Annotated in this window: 15 protein-coding genes; 5 read left to right on the top strand and 10 right to left on the bottom strand. The window is 41.7% G+C overall.

Annotated elements, in window-relative coordinates; translation table 11 throughout:
- Window positions 1–448: 448 nt before the first annotated feature.
- A complete protein-coding gene (locus IPO83_06620; protein ID MBK9730943.1) occupies window positions 449–1,789 on the top strand; it encodes an insulinase family protein in 1,341 nt (446 codons plus the stop codon).
- Between the two features lie 32 nt (window positions 1,790–1,821).
- A complete protein-coding gene (locus IPO83_06625; protein ID MBK9730944.1) occupies window positions 1,822–3,594 on the top strand; it encodes a gliding motility-associated C-terminal domain-containing protein in 1,773 nt (590 codons plus the stop codon).
- 123 nt (window positions 3,595–3,717) lie between these two features.
- Here the strand turns inward: IPO83_06625 and obgE are convergent, their stop codons facing one another.
- The 5 genes from obgE to rbfA form a co-directional block, all read right to left on the bottom strand.
- Window positions 3,718–4,710: a GTPase ObgE gene (obgE, locus tag IPO83_06630; protein ID MBK9730945.1), complete on the bottom strand. Its 993-nt coding sequence runs from the start codon at window positions 4,708–4,710 to the stop codon at window positions 3,718–3,720.
- Window positions 4,711–4,779: 69 nt separating this feature from the next.
- Entirely contained in the window at window positions 4,780–5,373 is a 594-nt protein-coding gene (locus IPO83_06635; protein ID MBK9730946.1) for an adenylate kinase, read from the bottom strand.
- Between the two features lie 171 nt (window positions 5,374–5,544).
- Entirely contained in the window at window positions 5,545–6,078 is a 534-nt protein-coding gene (gene hpt / locus IPO83_06640; protein MBK9730947.1) for a hypoxanthine phosphoribosyltransferase, read from the bottom strand.
- Between the two features lie 187 nt (window positions 6,079–6,265).
- Window positions 6,266–7,492: an FtsX-like permease family protein gene (locus IPO83_06645; GenBank protein MBK9730948.1), complete on the bottom strand. Its 1,227-nt coding sequence runs from the start codon at window positions 7,490–7,492 to the stop codon at window positions 6,266–6,268.
- 80 nt (window positions 7,493–7,572) lie between these two features.
- Window positions 7,573–7,941 carry a 30S ribosome-binding factor RbfA gene (rbfA, locus tag IPO83_06650; protein ID MBK9730949.1) on the bottom strand — a complete coding sequence of 123 codons (369 nt, stop codon included), beginning with the start codon at window positions 7,939–7,941 and terminating at the stop codon, window positions 7,573–7,575.
- 306 nt (window positions 7,942–8,247) lie between these two features.
- On the opposite strand from rbfA, the gene IPO83_06655 reads away from it, so the two are divergent.
- Window positions 8,248–10,074 carry an ABC transporter ATP-binding protein gene (locus IPO83_06655; GenBank protein ID MBK9730950.1) on the top strand — a complete coding sequence of 609 codons (1,827 nt, stop codon included), beginning with the start codon at window positions 8,248–8,250 and terminating at the stop codon, window positions 10,072–10,074.
- A 275-nt stretch (window positions 10,075–10,349) separates the two neighbouring features.
- Here IPO83_06655 and IPO83_06660 read toward each other — a convergent pair whose 3' ends face one another.
- The 4 genes from IPO83_06660 to IPO83_06675 form a co-directional block, all read right to left on the bottom strand.
- A complete protein-coding gene (locus tag IPO83_06660; GenBank protein ID MBK9730951.1) occupies window positions 10,350–10,802 on the bottom strand; it encodes a GNAT family N-acetyltransferase in 453 nt (150 codons plus the stop codon).
- Window positions 10,799–11,308, bottom strand: coding sequence for a DUF4199 domain-containing protein (locus tag IPO83_06665; GenBank protein MBK9730952.1), 510 nt, complete (start codon window positions 11,306–11,308; stop codon window positions 10,799–10,801). The genes IPO83_06660 and IPO83_06665 overlap by 4 nt, the downstream gene beginning before the upstream one ends.
- A gap of 91 nt (window positions 11,309–11,399) precedes the next feature.
- Window positions 11,400–12,107 carry an SDR family oxidoreductase gene (locus tag IPO83_06670; protein MBK9730953.1) on the bottom strand — a complete coding sequence of 236 codons (708 nt, stop codon included), beginning with the start codon at window positions 12,105–12,107 and terminating at the stop codon, window positions 11,400–11,402.
- Between the two features lie 523 nt (window positions 12,108–12,630).
- Entirely contained in the window at window positions 12,631–13,524 is an 894-nt protein-coding gene (locus tag IPO83_06675; GenBank protein ID MBK9730954.1) for a DNA-3-methyladenine glycosylase 2, read from the bottom strand.
- Window positions 13,525–13,585: 61 nt separating this feature from the next.
- On the opposite strand from IPO83_06675, the gene IPO83_06680 reads away from it, so the two are divergent.
- Entirely contained in the window at window positions 13,586–14,203 is a 618-nt protein-coding gene (locus IPO83_06680) for an FMN-binding negative transcriptional regulator (protein ID MBK9730955.1), read from the top strand.
- A gap of 36 nt (window positions 14,204–14,239) precedes the next feature.
- Here the strand turns inward: IPO83_06680 and IPO83_06685 are convergent, their stop codons facing one another.
- Entirely contained in the window at window positions 14,240–16,894 is a 2,655-nt protein-coding gene (locus tag IPO83_06685) for a carbohydrate binding family 9 domain-containing protein (GenBank protein MBK9730956.1), read from the bottom strand.
- Between the two features lie 183 nt (window positions 16,895–17,077).
- Between IPO83_06685 and IPO83_06690 the strand changes: the two genes are divergently transcribed.
- On the top strand, window positions 17,078–17,986 hold the full coding sequence (locus IPO83_06690; protein MBK9730957.1) for an SDR family NAD(P)-dependent oxidoreductase: 909 nt from the start codon (window positions 17,078–17,080) through the stop codon (window positions 17,984–17,986).
- Window positions 17,987–18,208 lie beyond the last annotated feature (222 nt).

Here is an 18,208-nt window from a genome sequence, read left to right on the forward strand (position 1 = left end):
GTTTTTAATGTGACCTATTTTGAAAGCATATATTTTGTTGCAATATAAGGATAATGGTAGCTTAAGAAATTTATTAAAGACGCAAGGGTATACAAGATGTACGCCATTTGGTTTTTCTCACAAAGGCGAAAAGCACGTAAAGATAAATACCCTTATTTCCTTTGCGACCTTTGCGACTTTGCTAGCGACTCCCTTTATACATTTGTAATGAATTCAATTTCGTAAACAGGAAACATACACTGGCAATTTGTCTTTGAATTTTGCTAACTGCTTAGAAAATTTTCATGATAATTAACCGATATATTCTTCAGGATATGCTTGATGCTGTCTCAGATATGCAATGAATTCATTGCAGCGCTTTTTCCATTGGACTACCTGTAAATAAACATACTTAACTAAACAAACTCACTTCCATCCCTCCCCACCTTTTTTGTATTTTTACCCGCCTATGAACCCAACCGACAGAACAGTAGCTCCGCCTTTACGTGACATTGAATCCATCATGCTGCCACCTATTAACAGATTTCAGTTAAGCAATGGCATTCCTGTGGTAAGTATTAATGCGGGAAGCCAGGAGGTAACCAAAGTGGAATTGATTTTTGACGCCGGACGCTGGCAGGAACCAAGACGGGCGGTGGCAGCCACCACCAGCAAATTACTGATGGAAGGAACCGCTGATAAAACAGCGCAGCAAGTAGCGGAAGCCATCGAATTCTATGGCGCAAGCATTACCGCAGATGCGACAATAGATTACGGACAGGTTTCACTTTTCTCTCTGAATAAACACCTCGACCGTTTATTTCCATTGTTGCAGGAAGTAATTTATGGCGCAACTTTTCCTGATAAGGAATTAACCACCTATATACAAAACAGCAAACAACGCTTGCTGGTGAATTTGCAAAAAGTGGATTTCCTCGCACACAAAACTTTCAACGAACAACTGTACAGTGGCAATTATCCATCAGGCTATACTACTTCACCCGAAGATTACGACCAGATTGATGCTTCCATCCTGAAATCTTTTCATGCCTCGCAGTACCGCAATGGTGCATTTAAAATTATCGTAGCCGGAAAAATAACCGATCATCTTTTCGAATTGCTGGAAACCTATTTTGGAAAAAGCAATTTTTCTAAAGCAGCACCTGCACCTTACAATCATTCCATTGAAAAAACAAGCAGCGGAAAAATGTTCACAGCAAAAAAAGACGCTGTGCAATCAGGCATCCGCATTGGAAAAATGCTCGTGAACAAACTGCATCCTGACTATCCTTCTTTACGGGTGCTCAATACCATTTTTGGCGGATACTTCGGAAGCCGGCTGATGCAAAATCTTCGCGAGGACAAAGGTTATTGTTATGGTGTGCATTCTTCCATCTCTTCTTATTTGCACGATGCTCATTTGTATGTAACCACAGAAGTAGGTGGCGAAGTAACCTGGGACGCCGTGAAGGAAATTTATTACGAGATGGAACGTTTACGCTCAGAACCTGTGCCGGAAGAGGAACTGCAACTCGTTAAGAATTATTTGCTGGGTGTGTTTCTTTCAGATGTAGATGGCGCATTTAATGTGGCGGAAGTAATGCGTGGACTGGTGGTGTATGGATTAAGAGAAGATTTTTTTTACAACCTGATTCATACTATTAGAACCATCACGCCGGCTGAAGTACAATCATTGGCCAATAAATACATGAATACTGAAGGCATGCTGGAAGTAGTTGCAGGAAATCCGATTTACGCCGATACAAATAATACGTCGGTAATGCCTGATTTGGAAACACATTTGTCTTAATTTCAATCAGCAGCTATAAGGAATTGACTCTTATGAAGAATTACTGCAGCAAAATAGTATGCCTGGTTTTTCTCCATTGCCTGCTGGCATTTACAAATAGCATTGCCCAGGATGTAAATGCTCCTGTCCTAAAATGTGTTACCCAGATTTCAATTAATTTCAATCCATACATTCGCCTCCTCTGGACTTTGCCGACAAATGCATGTGGTACTTTTAACGCGTACTACATTTATAGAAGCACGAATATTAATGGTCCTTATACGCTGATCTATTCAGAAACAAATGCAGCGGCTACCTCCTATGACGATGGTCCAATTGCCGTTGGACCTGTGTATTATTACTATATGGTGAGTGATTACACTTGTCCGGGTGGTAACTTTCTGCATTCAGATACGCTGGACAGCGCCGATCCTTCATTCCCACTTATTAATTACGTTACTGTAAAAAATAATGCAGTCGAAATAAACTGGAAGCCAAGCATAACACCGGATACCTATGGATATATCATTTATCGTTTTTTAAATGGAGGCAATGTAAACCTGGATACAATTTATGGAAGAACCAATACTACCTACACCGATTTAACGGCGCAGCCCAATACGGATTCTATGAGCTATGTGCTTTGTTCCATTGATAGTTGTCTGAATACCGGACCGATAGATGAAATGCCGCAACACAGCATTTTTCTAAAGCAAGAAGTTGACCGTTGCAACAATACCGTTACCCTGAATTGGTATGCATACACTCACTGGTTGCCTGATGTGCTTCAGTATGATGTTATGGTTGCTGTAAATGGAGGACCTTATAACAGCATTCAAACATTGCCTCCAGGCACATTAAGTTACCAGGTAACAGGTTTGAATGACGGCGATATTATTTGTTTCCAGGTAGTTGCCACGCAAACCACCACGCTGATTACTTCCACCTCCAATGAACTGTGTGCAAAGCTGAACGTTGTGCAGCCATCCGGTGATTTATATATCAGGAATGTGTCTGTAGCAGCGCCGGGAAAAGTGAATGTCTACTACTCCGTCGATCCTTTGGCTGATTTATTAAGTCTGAAAATTCAGCGTAGCCTCGACAGCACCGGATTCACACAAATTGCAGTTATTGTTCCACCGGCAAATCTTTCAGTAATCAATGTGTATACAGATACCACTGCACTTACCAGTTCGCTGAGTTACTACTATCGCATCATTGCGAGTGACAGTTGTGGGAACGTTGACACCTCCACCATCGGTAAAAGCATACTGTTGAGCGGTTATGCATTCAGCGATCTGAGTTTTTTGGTGAAATGGGACGAATCTTTTCTGCAGTATGGAACAGTAACGGGTTACCAGCTCTTTCGTGATGATGGCAATGGCTTCAACAGCATTTCCAATTTTAATGAAACCACCAGGGAATACGCGGAAAAAAATCTTCCCGGGCCAACACCCTGCTATTATGTGGAAGGAATTGATTCCATGATTTTTCCGAACGGAACCATTGATACAGTTCATAGCCGCTCTAATGTATTGTGTTTAAATCAACCCAGCCAGATTTATATGCCCAATGCATTCGCGCCGGAAGGAAACAACAATGTCTTTAAACCGATCCTGAATATGGAAGGTGTTACCTCTTTCAGTTTCTCCATCTTCAACCGATGGGGAAAAGAAATTTTTACTTCACTCAACCAGGATGATGGATGGGATGGCCGTGACAAAGGTATATTGGTGCAACAAGGTGCTTATGCTTACCAGGTGGTAGTGGTGGATGGAAATAAAAAACGCATTGAAGCAAAAGGAACAGTGCTCGTGGTGAGATAATTGTGCTGATTCCTGTACCCACTTCTTATTGTGAAATCAACTTTTGCAGGGTTTGCAAGTATAGTACATCGACCTGGTTGGAGATAAAACCTACAGTATTTTCTCTATATCAATGTAAGGAACTCACTCATTCAGCATCTTCCATATCTTATCCTTCAGCTTGTCGATATTTTTTCCTGTTAAGGAAGAAATGAAAATATGAGGCAATGCACGCGGCAATTCTTTCTTCAGCATTTTTTCAAGCTCCTCATCAATCAAATCACTTTTTGTAATGGCGAGCAATCGTGGCTTGATGAGCAGTTCAGGATTGTACTGCTTAAGTTCGTTGTATAAAATTTTATATTCCTTTTTGATATCGTCACAATCTGCTGCTACCATAAACAACAGCATCGAATTACGTTCGATATGACGAAGAAACCGTTGTCCCAATCCTCTTCCTTCATGAGCACCTTCAATAATGCCCGGCAGGTCGGCCATCACAAAAGATTGATTGCTGTGATAGGAAACAATACCAAGATTGGGAACGAGCGTAGTAAATGGATAATTGCCGATTTCAGGTCTTGCAGCACTCACAGTTGAAAGCAGTGTTGATTTTCCTGCATTGGGAAATCCGACAAGGCCCACATCAGCCAGCAGTTTCAGCTCAAGAATTTTCCAACCTTCATCACCATGCTCACCATCCTGCGCGTACATGGGAACCTGGTTGGTTGGACTTCTGAAATGCCAGTTGCCTTGTCCGCCACGGCCACCTTTTATCAGTATCTCCTCTTGTTTATGTTCCGTAATTTCAAATAGAATGTTGCCGGTAACTGCATCTTTGGCAACTGTTCCAAGCGGTACTTCCAGCATCATATCCTTTCCATTAGCGCCGGTAGAACGGCCATCACTTCCGGGCGTTCCGTTTTTTGCATGAATATGTTTACGGTATTTAAGGTGCAGCAGTGTCCACAATTGTTTGTTACCACGAAGTATCACATGGCCGCCTCTTCCGCCATCGCCGCCATCAGGACCACCTTTGGCTGTAACTTTATCGTGGCGAAAATGGATGCTGCCCGCGCCACCATTGCCGCTGCGGCAGAAAATTTTTACGTAATCAACAAAGTTTGAACCTTCCACTGCGAGTATTAAAATGCTGCAATAACCAACATGGTTATACAATGCGTGAAGGTAAGCAATTGCATTTGGCTAAGCCTTACCGGGAAGCAGGCGATCAATCTCCGTGCAAAGCAATTCGAAAACTTCATCCACAGTACCTTCACCTTTCAGCTCCATAAATTTATGCTGATCACTGTAATAAGCTGCTAAGGGAAGTGTCTGATCGCGATAGACCTGCATGCGTTTGCGGATTACTACTTCATTGTTGTCGTCGGTACGACCGGAACTCTGGCCACGCAGCAAGAGTCGCTGCACCACTTCTTCTTCCTGCACCAACAATGATAAAACGATGGTGATATCGGAGTTGCGCTCACTGAAAAACTGATCGAGTGCATCGGCTTGCGGAATGGTACGAGGAAAACCATCGAAGATGATGCCTTCACTCTTCATCAGATCCTTACCATCAATGTAATTGGCGAGCACGCGAAAAGTGAGTTCGTCGGGCACCAGTTGTCCGTGGTCCATGTATGATTTCAGCTCCGTTCCCAGATCGGAAGGCGTAGTGATTACCGCTCTGAAAATATCGCCCGTTGAAATATGTGCTAAGCCGTATTTCTCTTTCAGTTTTACTGCCTGAGTTCCTTTGCCGCTGCCGGGAGGGCCGAAGAGGATGATGTTTAACATTGTTATCAGTTATTTTTTTTCACTTGGAAGTGTTTGGCATTTAGATGGTTAAATGGTTGGATGGCTAAATGGTTAAATTGTTTCATTGTTGGTTGCAAAATCGGAATCAGTACATTATTGTGAGATTAACAATTAAACAATTTAACAGTTAAACAATGCATTCTCATCACATCAAACCCTCACATAAATATCCTTTAAATTTCTCCCCAAACCATCATAGTCCAATCCAAAGCCGACCAGAAATTCATTCGGCACTTTAAATCCGATATAATCAATCTCCATATCGGATTCCAATGCATCAGGCTTGAATAACAAGGCCGCAATGCGCACACTTTCAGGTTGGAGGGTATGAATGTATTTCAAAAACTCTCTCACTGTTTTGCCTGTATCCACAATGTCTTCAATAATCACCACATTCCGGCCTTTCAGATCAGCGTTTAAACCAATCAATGTTTTCACTTTGCCGGAAGAGGACGTTCCTTCATACGAAGAAAGTTTCACGAAAGTGATTTCACATTCGATGTTCAACTGCTGCATCAATTCACCTGCAAACATGAAGACGCCATTGAGAATACCGATGAAGAGCGGTTTTTCATGCCGAAGGTCATAATTCATGGCTGCCGCCATCTCGCTGATTCGCTGTCGAATAGTTTCAGAAGGAATATAGGTGCGGAAATTCAGGTCATGCAGTCGTACAACATCCATGCGGCAAAAATAGCAGATTAGTTTAAAGGAATTGGAAATTGAGAATCAGGAATTGATGAAAATGATTTGCTGATGGTTTGATAGGCCAATGTGCCAATGCAAAGATTTATGACCAATGACCGGTGACTATTGACGTAAGACTAAAAGACGTAAGACTTAGGACTAAGAAACAACTAACGACTCACTACTACTCTTCAGTCAACCGGTATTCATTTTTTGCAGCGCGCCACGAAGGGAACCATGACGCCAGGAGACCAATGGAGATAACTGTAATGAAAACCAACACAAAATCTCCTGCTTTCATTTGAACAGGATAGGCATCAATTACAAAAGAGCCACCACCAATTTTCAATATTTCAAATTTGTGTTGAACAATGATGATGATGGCTGCCAGTAAAAAGCCCGAGCAACAACCAATGAAAGAGAGCAGCGTGCCTTCAAATAAAAATATCTTCCTGATAAGGCTTTCATCAGCTCCCATTGCTTTCAGGATGGCGATGTCTTTCTTCTTTTCAATCACGAGCATACTGAGTGAACCAACAATATTAAATGCAGCTACAATCAGTATGAACGTAAGAATTGCATACACGGCCCACTTTTCAGTGCGCATCACTTTATAAAGCACGGCATTCTGCTGCAAACGGTTTCTCACTTCGAAAGAAGTTCCCATCAATTTTTGAATGGCAGACTGCAGCTTTACTTCATCTACACCGGATTCTGTCGCAATTTCCAGGTACGAAACCTGTTTTTCATACCCTGTAAGCCAACGAGCAAAACTCAGTGGCACAAAAACATATTTGCTGTCGAACTCCGATTGAATAGCGAAGCTGCCGGCAGGTCTTATCGGTCCGCGGTTGAAAGCATCTTCAGGATTGATAGCGGTGGTTTTGTCTTTGCGGGGAATATAAACGGTGAGAAAACCAAACGGATTATCGTAGTTGATGCCCAATGCCTGTTCTATTCCCAATCCGACAACAGCAAGATCTTCGCCGACGTTTTTCAGTTTGAATTCACCATAGTACATCGCGGAATCTATTCCGGTAAGTGATCCATAATCAACATCCACTCCTTTTATTGTTGCAATGTATTGACGGTCTGCATACGTGAGCAAAGCATTTTCTTCCACCACTTCTGCTACTGCCCTGATGCCACCGAGCTTTTTTAATTCCAGCATTTGCATTGAATCCGGTGTGAAAGATTTGCCCGCTTTAGCAGTTACTGTAAAATCCGGATTGAAGGAATTATAAAGTGAAATCACTAATCCTTCAAAGCCATTGAAAACCGAGAGCACGAGAATCAAACCCAAGGAACCAACGAACATGCCCAACACAGAAACCCAGGAAATGATGTTGATCGCATTGCTGGATTTTTTGCTGAACAGGTAACGGTAAGCGAAGGAGAAGGGAAGATTCAAAGAGGAGTATTTAATGATTTCATTGCGGCTTACATCAATCACTTACAATACTGTGAGGACAACAGATAAGTTATGCTTCATCAATCTGCATTTCCATTTTCTTCTTCTTTGATCTTCTTGAAAATCTCCTCCATTCTGAAAACTTCAGAGAGAGAATCATCTACAAAAAAGTGCAGTTCCGGAATCCTTCGCACCTGGTTTCTGATGGCATTACCCAGCTTATGCCGTAATTCTCTTTCGTTATTTGTCAGCGATGCCAGCACTTCTTCCTGGTCTTTCACCTGGAAAAAACTCAGGTACACCTTTGCACTTACAAGGTCGCCTGATACGGTTACATGTGATATCGTGATCATTCCTCCATGTATCATCGACAAGCCGTCGCGCTGAAAAATTTCACTCAGCACTTCCTTGATCAGCTTGGCAATCTTCTTCTGTTTGATGGTTTCCATAATCAATAATATTAAGTAGCATTTAAATCAAAAACGGCACTGGAACCGGAACGAATTTATACCAATAAAGTGCAACACCTAAAAATATTTTTCGCCATCAAACGTATGTCCCACGGAAACAGTTGTGATTGTGTTGAAAATTAAAAAGATACCTGTCTTTCATTTCAATGCCCTTAAAGTTTGAAAATATCAGCTAACACAGGGATATTTGATTTTTCAATTCACCCGGCAACTGTTGTATCACCTTAAAAAGGTTGCCCTTTAAACAATGCGGACTTCTTTCCAGTAAGCGCCACTACCCATCATTTGAAAACCTACCTCCGGCTTCTTACCTTTTCCAAACCATACTCCGGCTATATGCCGGAATATGTTGTACTGGCTTTTCTCAGTGTGATCTTTGGCGCGTTGAACTTTTCTCTGATTGTACCCTTGCTGAATGTATTGTTCGGGACCATACAGTTGCAGCAGAATGTAGTGAAACCTGAATTCACTTTTTCCGCTTCTTATTTCATCAACACCTTCAATTATTTTTTTCAGAACATCCTTGCTGAACGTGGCAAAGTAGGCGCATTATGGTATGTATGCATCGTAATCCTTTGCAGCATCACACTCGCTAATGTCTTCCGGTATTGGTCGCTTCGGGTGCTTGCACGCATGCGCACCAACCTGATCCGCAACATCCGTTCAGCCATACATGATCAGTTTCTAGATATACAGGCCGGCTATTTTCAACGGCAGAAAAAAGGAGACCTTCTTTCTGTGATTTCAAATGATGTGCAGGAAATTGAAAGCTCCATCGTCACTTCCATCCAGGTCTTCTTCCGTGATCCGGCTACGATCATCGCTTACTTCACCCTGTTGTTTGTGATATCAGCAAAACTCACCTTGTTCACACTGATCTTTCTTCCCATTTCCGGCATCATCATCAGCGTGATCTCGCGCAGATTAAAAAAAGAATCCATCAACAGTCAGAGTTTGCTCGGCGCCATCATGGCGATTTCTGAAGAAACCATCAGCGGCAGCAAGATCATCAGGGCGTTCAATGCCGAACCAATGCTACGTGCAAAATTTACGAAAGAGAATAACCGTTTCAGGCAATCCACTAAATCTATCTTAAACACGCGTGAACTGGCAGCACCTGTTACCGAAACCTTTTCCATTGCCATTGTGGTTGGCATTATGCTTTATGGCGGCACGATGGTACTGTCGCAGCAATCAGGACTGTCGGCGAGTGAGTTCATCGCATTCATTGCCTTGTATTCTCAGATTCTGCCACCGGCAAAAAATATTTCTTCAGCAGTCACCAGCATTCAGCGCGGACTGGCATCCGGTGAACGGGTTTTAAAAATTATTGATGAACCCATAATAATTAAAGAGGCACCAAACGCAAAAGGCATCCAGACATTTAACGATAAGATTGAATTCAGGAATGTTTCATTCGGATATGAAGACAAACGTTATGCATTGAACAGTATAAATGTTTCTATTCCGAAAGGAAAAGTGATTGCACTGGTAGGTCCATCCGGTTCCGGGAAAACAACCTTTGCCGATTTACTACCGCGATTTTATGATCCCACTGACGGCGCTATTCTGATAGATGGCACCGACATCAGAAATTATAAGATCAAAGATTTGCGTGGCCTGATTGGAATGGTATCGCAGGAACCTGTTCTTTTTAATGACACTGTTCATAATAACCTTGCCTTTGGCCTGGAAAACGTAACGGAAGAAGCAGTGATCAACGCAGCGAAAGTGGCGAATGCGCACGATTTTATTTCACGTTTGGAAAACGGTTATCAAACCATCATTGGCGATCGTGGAGGTAAACTAAGTGGCGGAGAAAAGCAACGCCTTACGATTGCACGCGCCGTGTTGAAGAATCCACCGATTTTAATTCTGGATGAAGCCACTTCCTCACTTGATACAGAATCCGAACGGCTGGTACAAACTGCTTTGTATAAACTGATGGAAAACCGAACCAGCATCGTGATCGCACACCGGCTTTCCACCATTCAGAATGCCGATGAAATATTTGTGCTGCGAAAAGGAAAACTGGAAGAACGCGGTACACATAAAGAGTTATTGGGAAAAGATGGCGTGTATAAACATTTGGTGGATTTGCAGATGTTGTGATTAAAACATAACCATCAATGAGTTTCACAAAGGGTAAGCATGAAGTTTCATATCTGATACCTTGCTGAACAATTGAGCAATTTAACAATAGCAACGTTTGTAGAAATTGATCATCTTAATTCATATCTATTCAATGCTTTGCTTTGTTCATCTGCTACGAAAGATTCCAAAAAAATTTGATTCACCAGTTCAGAATACAATCCACCATGCGGCAAATGTTTATATAAATTTGAAGAATGAAACAGCGATTTTACAACCATTCAGCAATTAAACAATTACCCCACCTCATTCTCCCAAAAATAAAAATTATGCTCCCGATCCAATTCAAATCCCACTTCAGGATACAGCCGGTTGCCGATATGATTGGAGATCTCTGTTTCAAGTGAAAGTCCGGCAGCATCGGTTTCCATCGCCAACGCTTTGCACCGTTCCATTAACAACTTTGAAAATCCATTGCCGCGGAATTCAGGTTTCACAAACAAGTCGTTGAGCAGCCACCAGCGCTTCATGCGTGTGGAAGAAAATAACGGATAGAGCTGCGTGAATCCTGCAATGATTCCCTGTTCATCTTTTGCAATGAAGATGATAGATTCTTTGTTTTCTATCCGTTCTTTTAAAAATATTTTTGCCGCTTCCGCATCAGAAGGTTTTTTATAAAACATCCTGTAAGCATCAAACAACAGTGCCAGCTCATCAAGGTGTTCAACGGTTGCAATCAGTATTTTCATGACCCTGACTTCGTGCGATAAATGAGTGCTGCAATCAATGAAATGACAACACCGAAAATGGTGGAAAATAAAAAGAGTACTGCATAGGATTGAAATGATCCGTTGTATGACATATCTACTTCGCGCATGGCATCCTTGATCTGTTTAGGTGTGGCATGTGAAGCGACCAGTTGATTCATGGTAAATTCCTTGTAAGTAACATAAAAATCAGGATTGATCAATTGCACATAGAGCAATATGATCAATACAAATGCAAGACTGAAAAGCACTGTGTACATGACTCCAGTCTTAAAGCCCTGCAAAAATGTGAGCTGATTACCCTGACTTTTTTTCGTTTCACGAATCACTAGAAAAATAGTGACCCAGAAAAAAATCATGGTCGCGTTGCGGGTGTACTGACCAATCTCATGTCGCGCGGTGTTGAATCCGAGTACATGCTCAAGCAGTATCCAAACGACAGCAAAGCCGATGGCAATTGCGAGGTATTTTAAAACAGCACGATTCATAGTCAGCAATTTCCAATGAAGAAAAGAAATAAAGCGGAATTTCTGATAAAAACATCACGCAAAAATCAAAGCCCGAAACTTGCCTATTGTTTCAGTCTTTGGGATGGGTAGCCCAAACAGTTGCTTCTGTAATAAAAGCACGATCATCCATTTCCAGCATGCTTACAATGGTATGCGCAATATCCGGCGATTGCAATTTAGTTGCATTGTACAGTTTAGGCGGACGTCCGGCATTCGGGCCAAAGTTGGTTTGCACTTCGCTTGGATTCACCTGCATCACCCGGATATTGTGTTGCCGCAGTTCGGCACGCCAGCATTCCGTCATGCCGCTCAATGCAAATTTGGTGGATGCATAAGCAGTGCCGCCGGAGAAACCTGCGCGGCCCGCAGTCGATGAAACATTCACGATGGTTCCGTATTGCTTTTCGATAAAATGCCTGGCGGATTCCCGTGCCACCATCATAGCACCCAGCACATTGGTTTCATATAACTGACGCATCTTCTCTGTATTCATGTTCACCAGTAATTCAAAATGGCCGAAAGCAGCATTGTTGATGAGCACATTGAAACTTCCAAAAGTTTTAATGGTCGTTTCAATCATTCGCATCACATCTTCTTCCTTGCTTACATCACCGGCCATAGAAACAGCACCAAGTTCTTTCGCTGCTTTTTCAAGATTGGTTTTGTTTCTGCCATTGATGATCACCATTGCACCTTTTGCAAGCAGTTGCTTTGCTGTTTCATAGCCGAGGCCGGAGCTTCCTCCTGTAATGAGCACTTTTGCTTCGTTTAAATTCATGGTAATGAAATTTAATGGTTGAAGAAAATTATCCGTTGATTAAAATCGATGGCTATAGATAACACTGATCTACTACGTTTTCTATTGCATATGGTTTTAACTGTGGAAAAAAATATAAGAAAATCTTTCATTGCTGACCGATAAAAAATTGTTACCTGCAAAATAATGTCGCCCTTACAGGGCTTGCCCTAAATCTAATCTTTTATACACTACCATAATTCCGCCCTTACAGGGCTCAAATGCCATCGATTAAATCAACAACAATTGATGCTGCCTGCAAATCCGTTATCTATTAAAATCGACGGCAAGAGACACCGGAGTGTCTATTTATTTTCCGTTCACTTCGATTTAAGCTTGCGTTAAAAATCTACAACCATTCAATTACCACTCAATAATTATCATCAATTAAAATAAATGATAAAATTTCCGGACTGCGACTCGGGTATCTATTGCCTCCGGTTTTAACCGGTGGCAAAAAATTAAAAGCAACTCTCCATTGAATTAACCTGTCGTAAAATTTCAATTAATCCTCACTCAAACTCCTCCACAAATATAAAGTAGCATACGCTTCCCATCCGGCATACTTTTTAAACTGCATTTCAATTTGTTGAAGTGTTGGTTTTCTCTGTAGGTTCAGGTGTTTTCTAAGGGCCTGATGAAGTCCGGCATCTTCCAAAGGAAAAGCATTCGGATAATGAAATGTTTTCATCAATGCATAATTAGCGGTCCAGTTACCGATGCCTTTCAATGCTGTCAATGCCTGCTTAGCATCGTGAAAGGAAAGCAGTGAAAGTTTTTCCTTTGAAACAGCACCGGATGTAAATGCATTTGCAACATTGATCACATACTGCGCTTTTTGCCGGGAGAATTGCAGTTCAAGTAAAGCAGCAGGTTCAAGCGCTGCAATTGTTTCCGGTAAGGGAAAATGATAATAGGTTTTTCTTTTCCATAAAAATTTTGTTCCGAAAGTCTCTACAAAATTTCGTTTCAGCTTATATGCAAAAGTAAGGTTGATCTGCTGACCGATAATCGCCCAACTGAGTGATTCAAACAAATCCGGCATACTGACAATGCGATAACCGGAATATTTTCTCACCAATGATTTAAGCACTGCATCATTCGCGGCCATTTTATAAAACGGTTGCAGGTTGGTTTTCAGATCGAACCATTCTTGCATATAATGAGTGATGGATTGCTGAAGTATGGAAGTGAGGCGGCGATTCAAAACTGCAACAATAAGTTGTTGTTCCGGGTCAGCGGTTACGGAAATCAAAACAGTTTTTCCATTGCTATAAATTATTTTTTCTACCTGCTCATCCTGCACGTGGTGCAACAATTCATGCGGCGACCGTTTCAAAAAATGAAGGCATTGCGGAAAGCTGAATTCTTTGGGTGTAGTAATTATAAAAGATGTCATGAACCGGCGAATGTAATTCGATTTGAAGAAAGTATCTTTGAACAACTCAGTATCAATCATCATGTACGTACCTAAACTATACCGCAACACTAATTTTCCGGAAATAGAACAGTTCCTGCAAAAAAACAGCTTTGCCTCCTTAATCAGTGTGCATGAAGGTAAACCCTGGACGACACACATTCCACTCGAACTGCAAACGAATGAAAAGGATGAGCGGGTTTTGTGGGGACATTTATCACGGGCTAATCCACAATGGAAAAGTTTCGAGGCACATCCGGATGTGCTTGCTGTTTTTATGGGGCCGCATACTTACATCTCTTCATCGTGGTACGATCATGTAAATGTTCCAACGTGGAATTATATTGCGGTGCATGTTACCGGCAAAGTGAAAATAGTAGAAGGTGAACAATTGTATGAATCACTGAAACGACTGGTGAATAAATATGAAGCTGTTTCAAAACAACCTGTGAGCATAGAAACGATGCCACAGGATTATGTGCGCAAAGAAATGAAAGGTGTGGTTGGATTGGAAATTTCTATAGATAAGATGGAAGGAAACTGGAAACTGAGCCAGAACCGTGATGATAAAAATTATGTGAACATTATTTCAGAACTTGAAAAACTGAATGAGCTGAATGCGGGTTTAATTGCTGAAGCGATGAAAAAAATGCGGCCGTAAAATTTGATAGCTCAATAAATCAGGACTCAACGGGTCTTACATTCCGGGCCGATACATATTTCGTTCGTCCATTGGATAACCTGAATAATGAGCATTGTTTTGTTTATCGGGAACAAAAGCACTGGAAGCATCTTTCTTGAACCAGTTTTTTACCATCAGGTAATCAATATAATAAATGAGTTTCACTGATAAGTTATTCGTGGCCGGTGCATCAAAGGTTGTCTCAAAATTCTGAACATAATCATCTACCAGCGAACTTTTTCCTTGCGCGTACTGGTAGATCGCATTTTTCCAAACAATATCAATTTCGCTGCCCGGTGCAAACCGCCAACGGTACACCATATCGACAGTGAATGCATTGTAATTAATGTTATAATCCGCAGGATTGAATTGTTCAGACCATTCAGTATTCACCAGCATGCCTTCTTCATCAAGTTCCTTCACGCTGCTGTAGTCTGCAAACGACCAGTAATGCCGTACGTTAAGACTGATACCCATCGCATTGTTGAATACATAACTTCCGTTCAGCGAAAGTTCATTCGTGATGTTATTACGGATTCCGAAAAGGATTTTACCTGCTTCATCATCAACGTAGCCTACATCATTGATCCAGCTATTGTGGAAATAATTAACTGCAAAGGAAAGGTGATCATTCAACCTGAAACGTGGTGAGACATAAAAGTTGAACCGGTAGCGACCATCCTCTATAAACTTTCTGTAGTTGGTATTGAAACTGAAAGCAAATTTCTTTGTGTAGTCTGATTCAAACCAACCTCCGATGTTGTGATTGATGGGATAGGTATAAAATCTTCCGGGCGTTCTTGGTTCCCACCAGTCGTAGGTAATCACCGGCTCTGTGTAGAAAAAAATACCGCCTGCAAGGTAGTTCCGGAACTTCATCCACCATTCACCACCAATGGAGAAATTGTGAAACTCGTTTGGATTATAGAGCCTGACATACGAGGTGTTCAAAGAAAAAGACATGCTGAGAAAAGGACCGAAAGGATCATAAATATTATAGTAGGCATCTGCTCCTTCTCCCCAGGTATTATTATTGGGAAGATAACCAAGATCATTCGGATCATACGTATCACTTTGAATATATTGCCAAAGCGTTCCTGTAAATTTTCCGCTTATTTTCCGGAGGTTCAGTCCTGTATTAAATCCAGTCTCGGGATTTTTAAGACCGCCGTAATATTTTTGACTCACAGCAGCATTGGCATAAATTCCATACGATTGCTTTTTGTTGTTCACCTGAAATTCTCCGCCGGTTACGTTGGCATCGTAGTAAGATCCTTCGCGCATTACATTGGTATTGATGAAGGTAACATAGGAGTTGTTTTTTAATCCCTGGTCAAATACCAGCACATTGTAATTGGTGAGTGGATCAGTAAGTACTTCTCTTTCAGAATTATTATCCGTATTGGTAATAACAGCATGCGTAGGTGTAGAAACAGCATTGAAAAAACCGATGCCTAGATTGTTACCTGTACGGCCTGAAATCTTGGTGGCATTGATCAGTTGTGACTGCGCAGGATTTTCTGTGATTACTTCATTGTCGGCAGTTTCTCCATACACATCATAATATCCGATTGGTGTGCCGCCAACACGGCGTGAATAAAACAATCCGCCCTTATTGAAAAGCTCTGTTCCTTCCGTAAAGAATTGCCGCTTCTCATCAAAGTGTGTTTCAAACGGTGAAAGATTGAGCACCTGCGCATCTGATTGCACTTGTCCGAAATAAGGAACAAGCGTCATGTCGAGCGTAAAGGCATCGTTGATTCCATATTTCAAATCAAGTCCGCCATTGAAGCCATAACTGTTTTCAGAAGGGTTAGCGCTTTTATCATTATAGTTTTCATAGTACGCTGCAACGTAAGGATACAATGCCAAACGTATGGGAGGCTTGATATTTTTTATACCGTTTAACATGCCGGCCTGGTTTAAAAACCCATTCACCTCCGGATCAATTTCACTCCAGAATGATTTTTCGCGGCTGTGAGTAATGAACCGTCCGAAGTTGATACGCCAGGTCTGTTCAGCATCTCCCGGGAATCGCAAAGCGGAATATGGAATGCGGAATTCCGCCGTCCATTTTTGATCGGTTACTTTCACCTTGCAGCTCCAGACAGCATCCCAGCTAAAGTCTTCTCCCAACACAGAATACTTGGCGTCATTCTCAACACCTGATGCAGTGATGATCATGCCAACGCCATTCAGTCCGTCGCGATAGCAATCGATAAACACACCAAACCAGTCGGCTACATTGATGTTATCGCGGTCGGAAAGTTCAGTATTGATGGGCTTGCCGGAAGTATCATACATCACGGCTCCAACGTAAATAGCAACATCATCATACAGTATTTTGACTTCTGTTTTTTGCACAGCCGGTTGTCCTGGCGCAGGTTCCAGTTGTATAAACTCATTTGCAACAGGCGCATTGATCCATGGTACATCATTCAAATCGCCATCAATCTGAACAGGCTGATCGATACGAACGGCCTGCAGTGATTTAGAAATTTTCGCAGGTGAATCCTGCGCCATAGCGGCGGTTAAAATGAGAAAAAGGGGAATGAAAAGCAGGGTGCGGTAAAACATTGGCCAGTAACGGGCGAATGTATCACTTATGGTGTTGAAAGCTTCTTTTATTATACATAATACCGAAGGTTTCTGATCAAACAGAAAATTCATTCGACAAAAAATGTTGCTATAAAAGATGCCGGTTTTTGTATGTCCATTTTTATGGCACTTATTTACAATGATCTCTATTATGAAATCAAAAATAGTACAAGAAATTAGCATTGGATATTGAACCTAAAGTAAAATATAAGGTTTACGATAGCGTCTTAATTAACAAAACAAAAATTAAATCGCATGCGTAAAACGTATTTAATTACCGGTGCTTCCGGTAACATTGGAAAAGTATTGGCTGAACAACTGTTGTCGGCCAGTCAAAAAGTAACAGTGATTGCCCGCAATCCTGAAAAGCTGAATGAACTGGCAGCGAAAGGTGCCAGCATGATAACAGGTGATGTAACTAATGCTGAATTCATGACCAGTGTTTTAACGGGTGTCGATGCAGCATTTCTGATGGTGCCTCCGAACCTTGCTGCCGCTGATCAGTCTTTGTACAGCAGTCAGGTAAGGGAATCCTACATTGCTGCAGTAAAGAACAGCGGAGTTAAAAACGTTGTACTGCTCAGTAGTGTGGGCGCCCATGATGAAGATACAACCAGCATCATTGAAGGTCTTATGAAAATGGAAAAAGCATTTGAACAGATGGACGGCGTGAATGTACTTGTCCTTCGCCCTGCTTATTTTATGGAAAACCTTTACTGGCAGATAGGTACTATTCAACAGATGGGAATCATGGGTTCACCGGTTCGGGGCGATTTAATGATGCCGATGATCGCAACAGTTGACATTGGTGCTTATGCTGCTAAGAGACTGCTGTCAATGGATTTTGCAGGAAAATCTCATCAATACCTGCTGGGCAGCAGGGATGTTTCTTACAATGAAGTGGCCAGAATCCTGGGAAAAGCTATTGGAAAACCTGATCTGGCGTATGTAGCGTTCCCTTATGATCAGGCTGAACAAGCCATGAGTCAGATGATGAGTGCTGATGCAGCGAAAAGAATGGTGCAAATGGCAAAGGACCTCAGCGAAGGAGATATGTTGAATCATCAACTGCGTGATGCAACGAGTACCACACCCACTACCATTGAAGAATTTGCGCAATGGTTTGCAGGTGCTTACAAAGGTGCTGCAAGTGTAACAGCGTAGCATAAATGCATTTGATAAATAGTAAGGCGGAAGCACCAGCTTCCGTCTTTTTATTTTGATAACAATACCATTAAATGATAGCGAATAAAGATCACACAATAAAACATCCTTATACCTGGAATCTATTTAAACAGAAGCCCTGTGATAGGACTGTCCCAACACAATTGCGCAAATAATTCACAGTAAGAAATTATTTTCTATCAATAACTTTTCGACCACTCA

It is taken from the genome of Chitinophagaceae bacterium (genome assembly GCA_016717285.1).
Classification (GTDB): Bacteria; Bacteroidota; Bacteroidia; order Chitinophagales; family UBA10324; genus JACCZZ01.

Coding starts and splice junctions, on each gene's coding strand:
- IPO83_06690 (MBK9730957.1), top strand. CDS start 17,078: ATGCGTAAAACGTATTTAATTACCGGTGCTTCCGGTAACATTGGAAAA.
- rbfA (MBK9730949.1), bottom strand. CDS start 7,941: ATGGAAACCATCAAACAGAAGAAGATTGCCAAGCTGATCAAGGAAGTG.
- IPO83_06635 (MBK9730946.1), bottom strand. CDS start 5,373: ATGTTAAACATCATCCTCTTCGGCCCTCCCGGCAGCGGCAAAGGAACT.
- IPO83_06685 (MBK9730956.1), bottom strand. CDS start 16,894: ATGAATTTTCTGTTTGATCAGAAACCTTCGGTATTATGTATAATAAAA.
- IPO83_06670 (MBK9730953.1), bottom strand. CDS start 12,107: ATGAATTTAAACGAAGCAAAAGTGCTCATTACAGGAGGAAGCTCCGGC.
- hpt (MBK9730947.1), bottom strand. CDS start 6,078: ATGGATGTTGTACGACTGCATGACCTGAATTTCCGCACCTATATTCCT.
- IPO83_06620 (MBK9730943.1), top strand. CDS start 449: ATGAACCCAACCGACAGAACAGTAGCTCCGCCTTTACGTGACATTGAA.
- IPO83_06675 (MBK9730954.1), bottom strand. CDS start 13,524: ATGACATCTTTTATAATTACTACACCCAAAGAATTCAGCTTTCCGCAA.
- IPO83_06680 (MBK9730955.1), top strand. CDS start 13,586: ATGTACGTACCTAAACTATACCGCAACACTAATTTTCCGGAAATAGAA.
- IPO83_06665 (MBK9730952.1), bottom strand. CDS start 11,308: ATGAATCGTGCTGTTTTAAAATACCTCGCAATTGCCATCGGCTTTGCT.
- IPO83_06660 (MBK9730951.1), bottom strand. CDS start 10,802: ATGAAAATACTGATTGCAACCGTTGAACACCTTGATGAGCTGGCACTG.
- IPO83_06625 (MBK9730944.1), top strand. CDS start 1,822: ATGAAGAATTACTGCAGCAAAATAGTATGCCTGGTTTTTCTCCATTGC.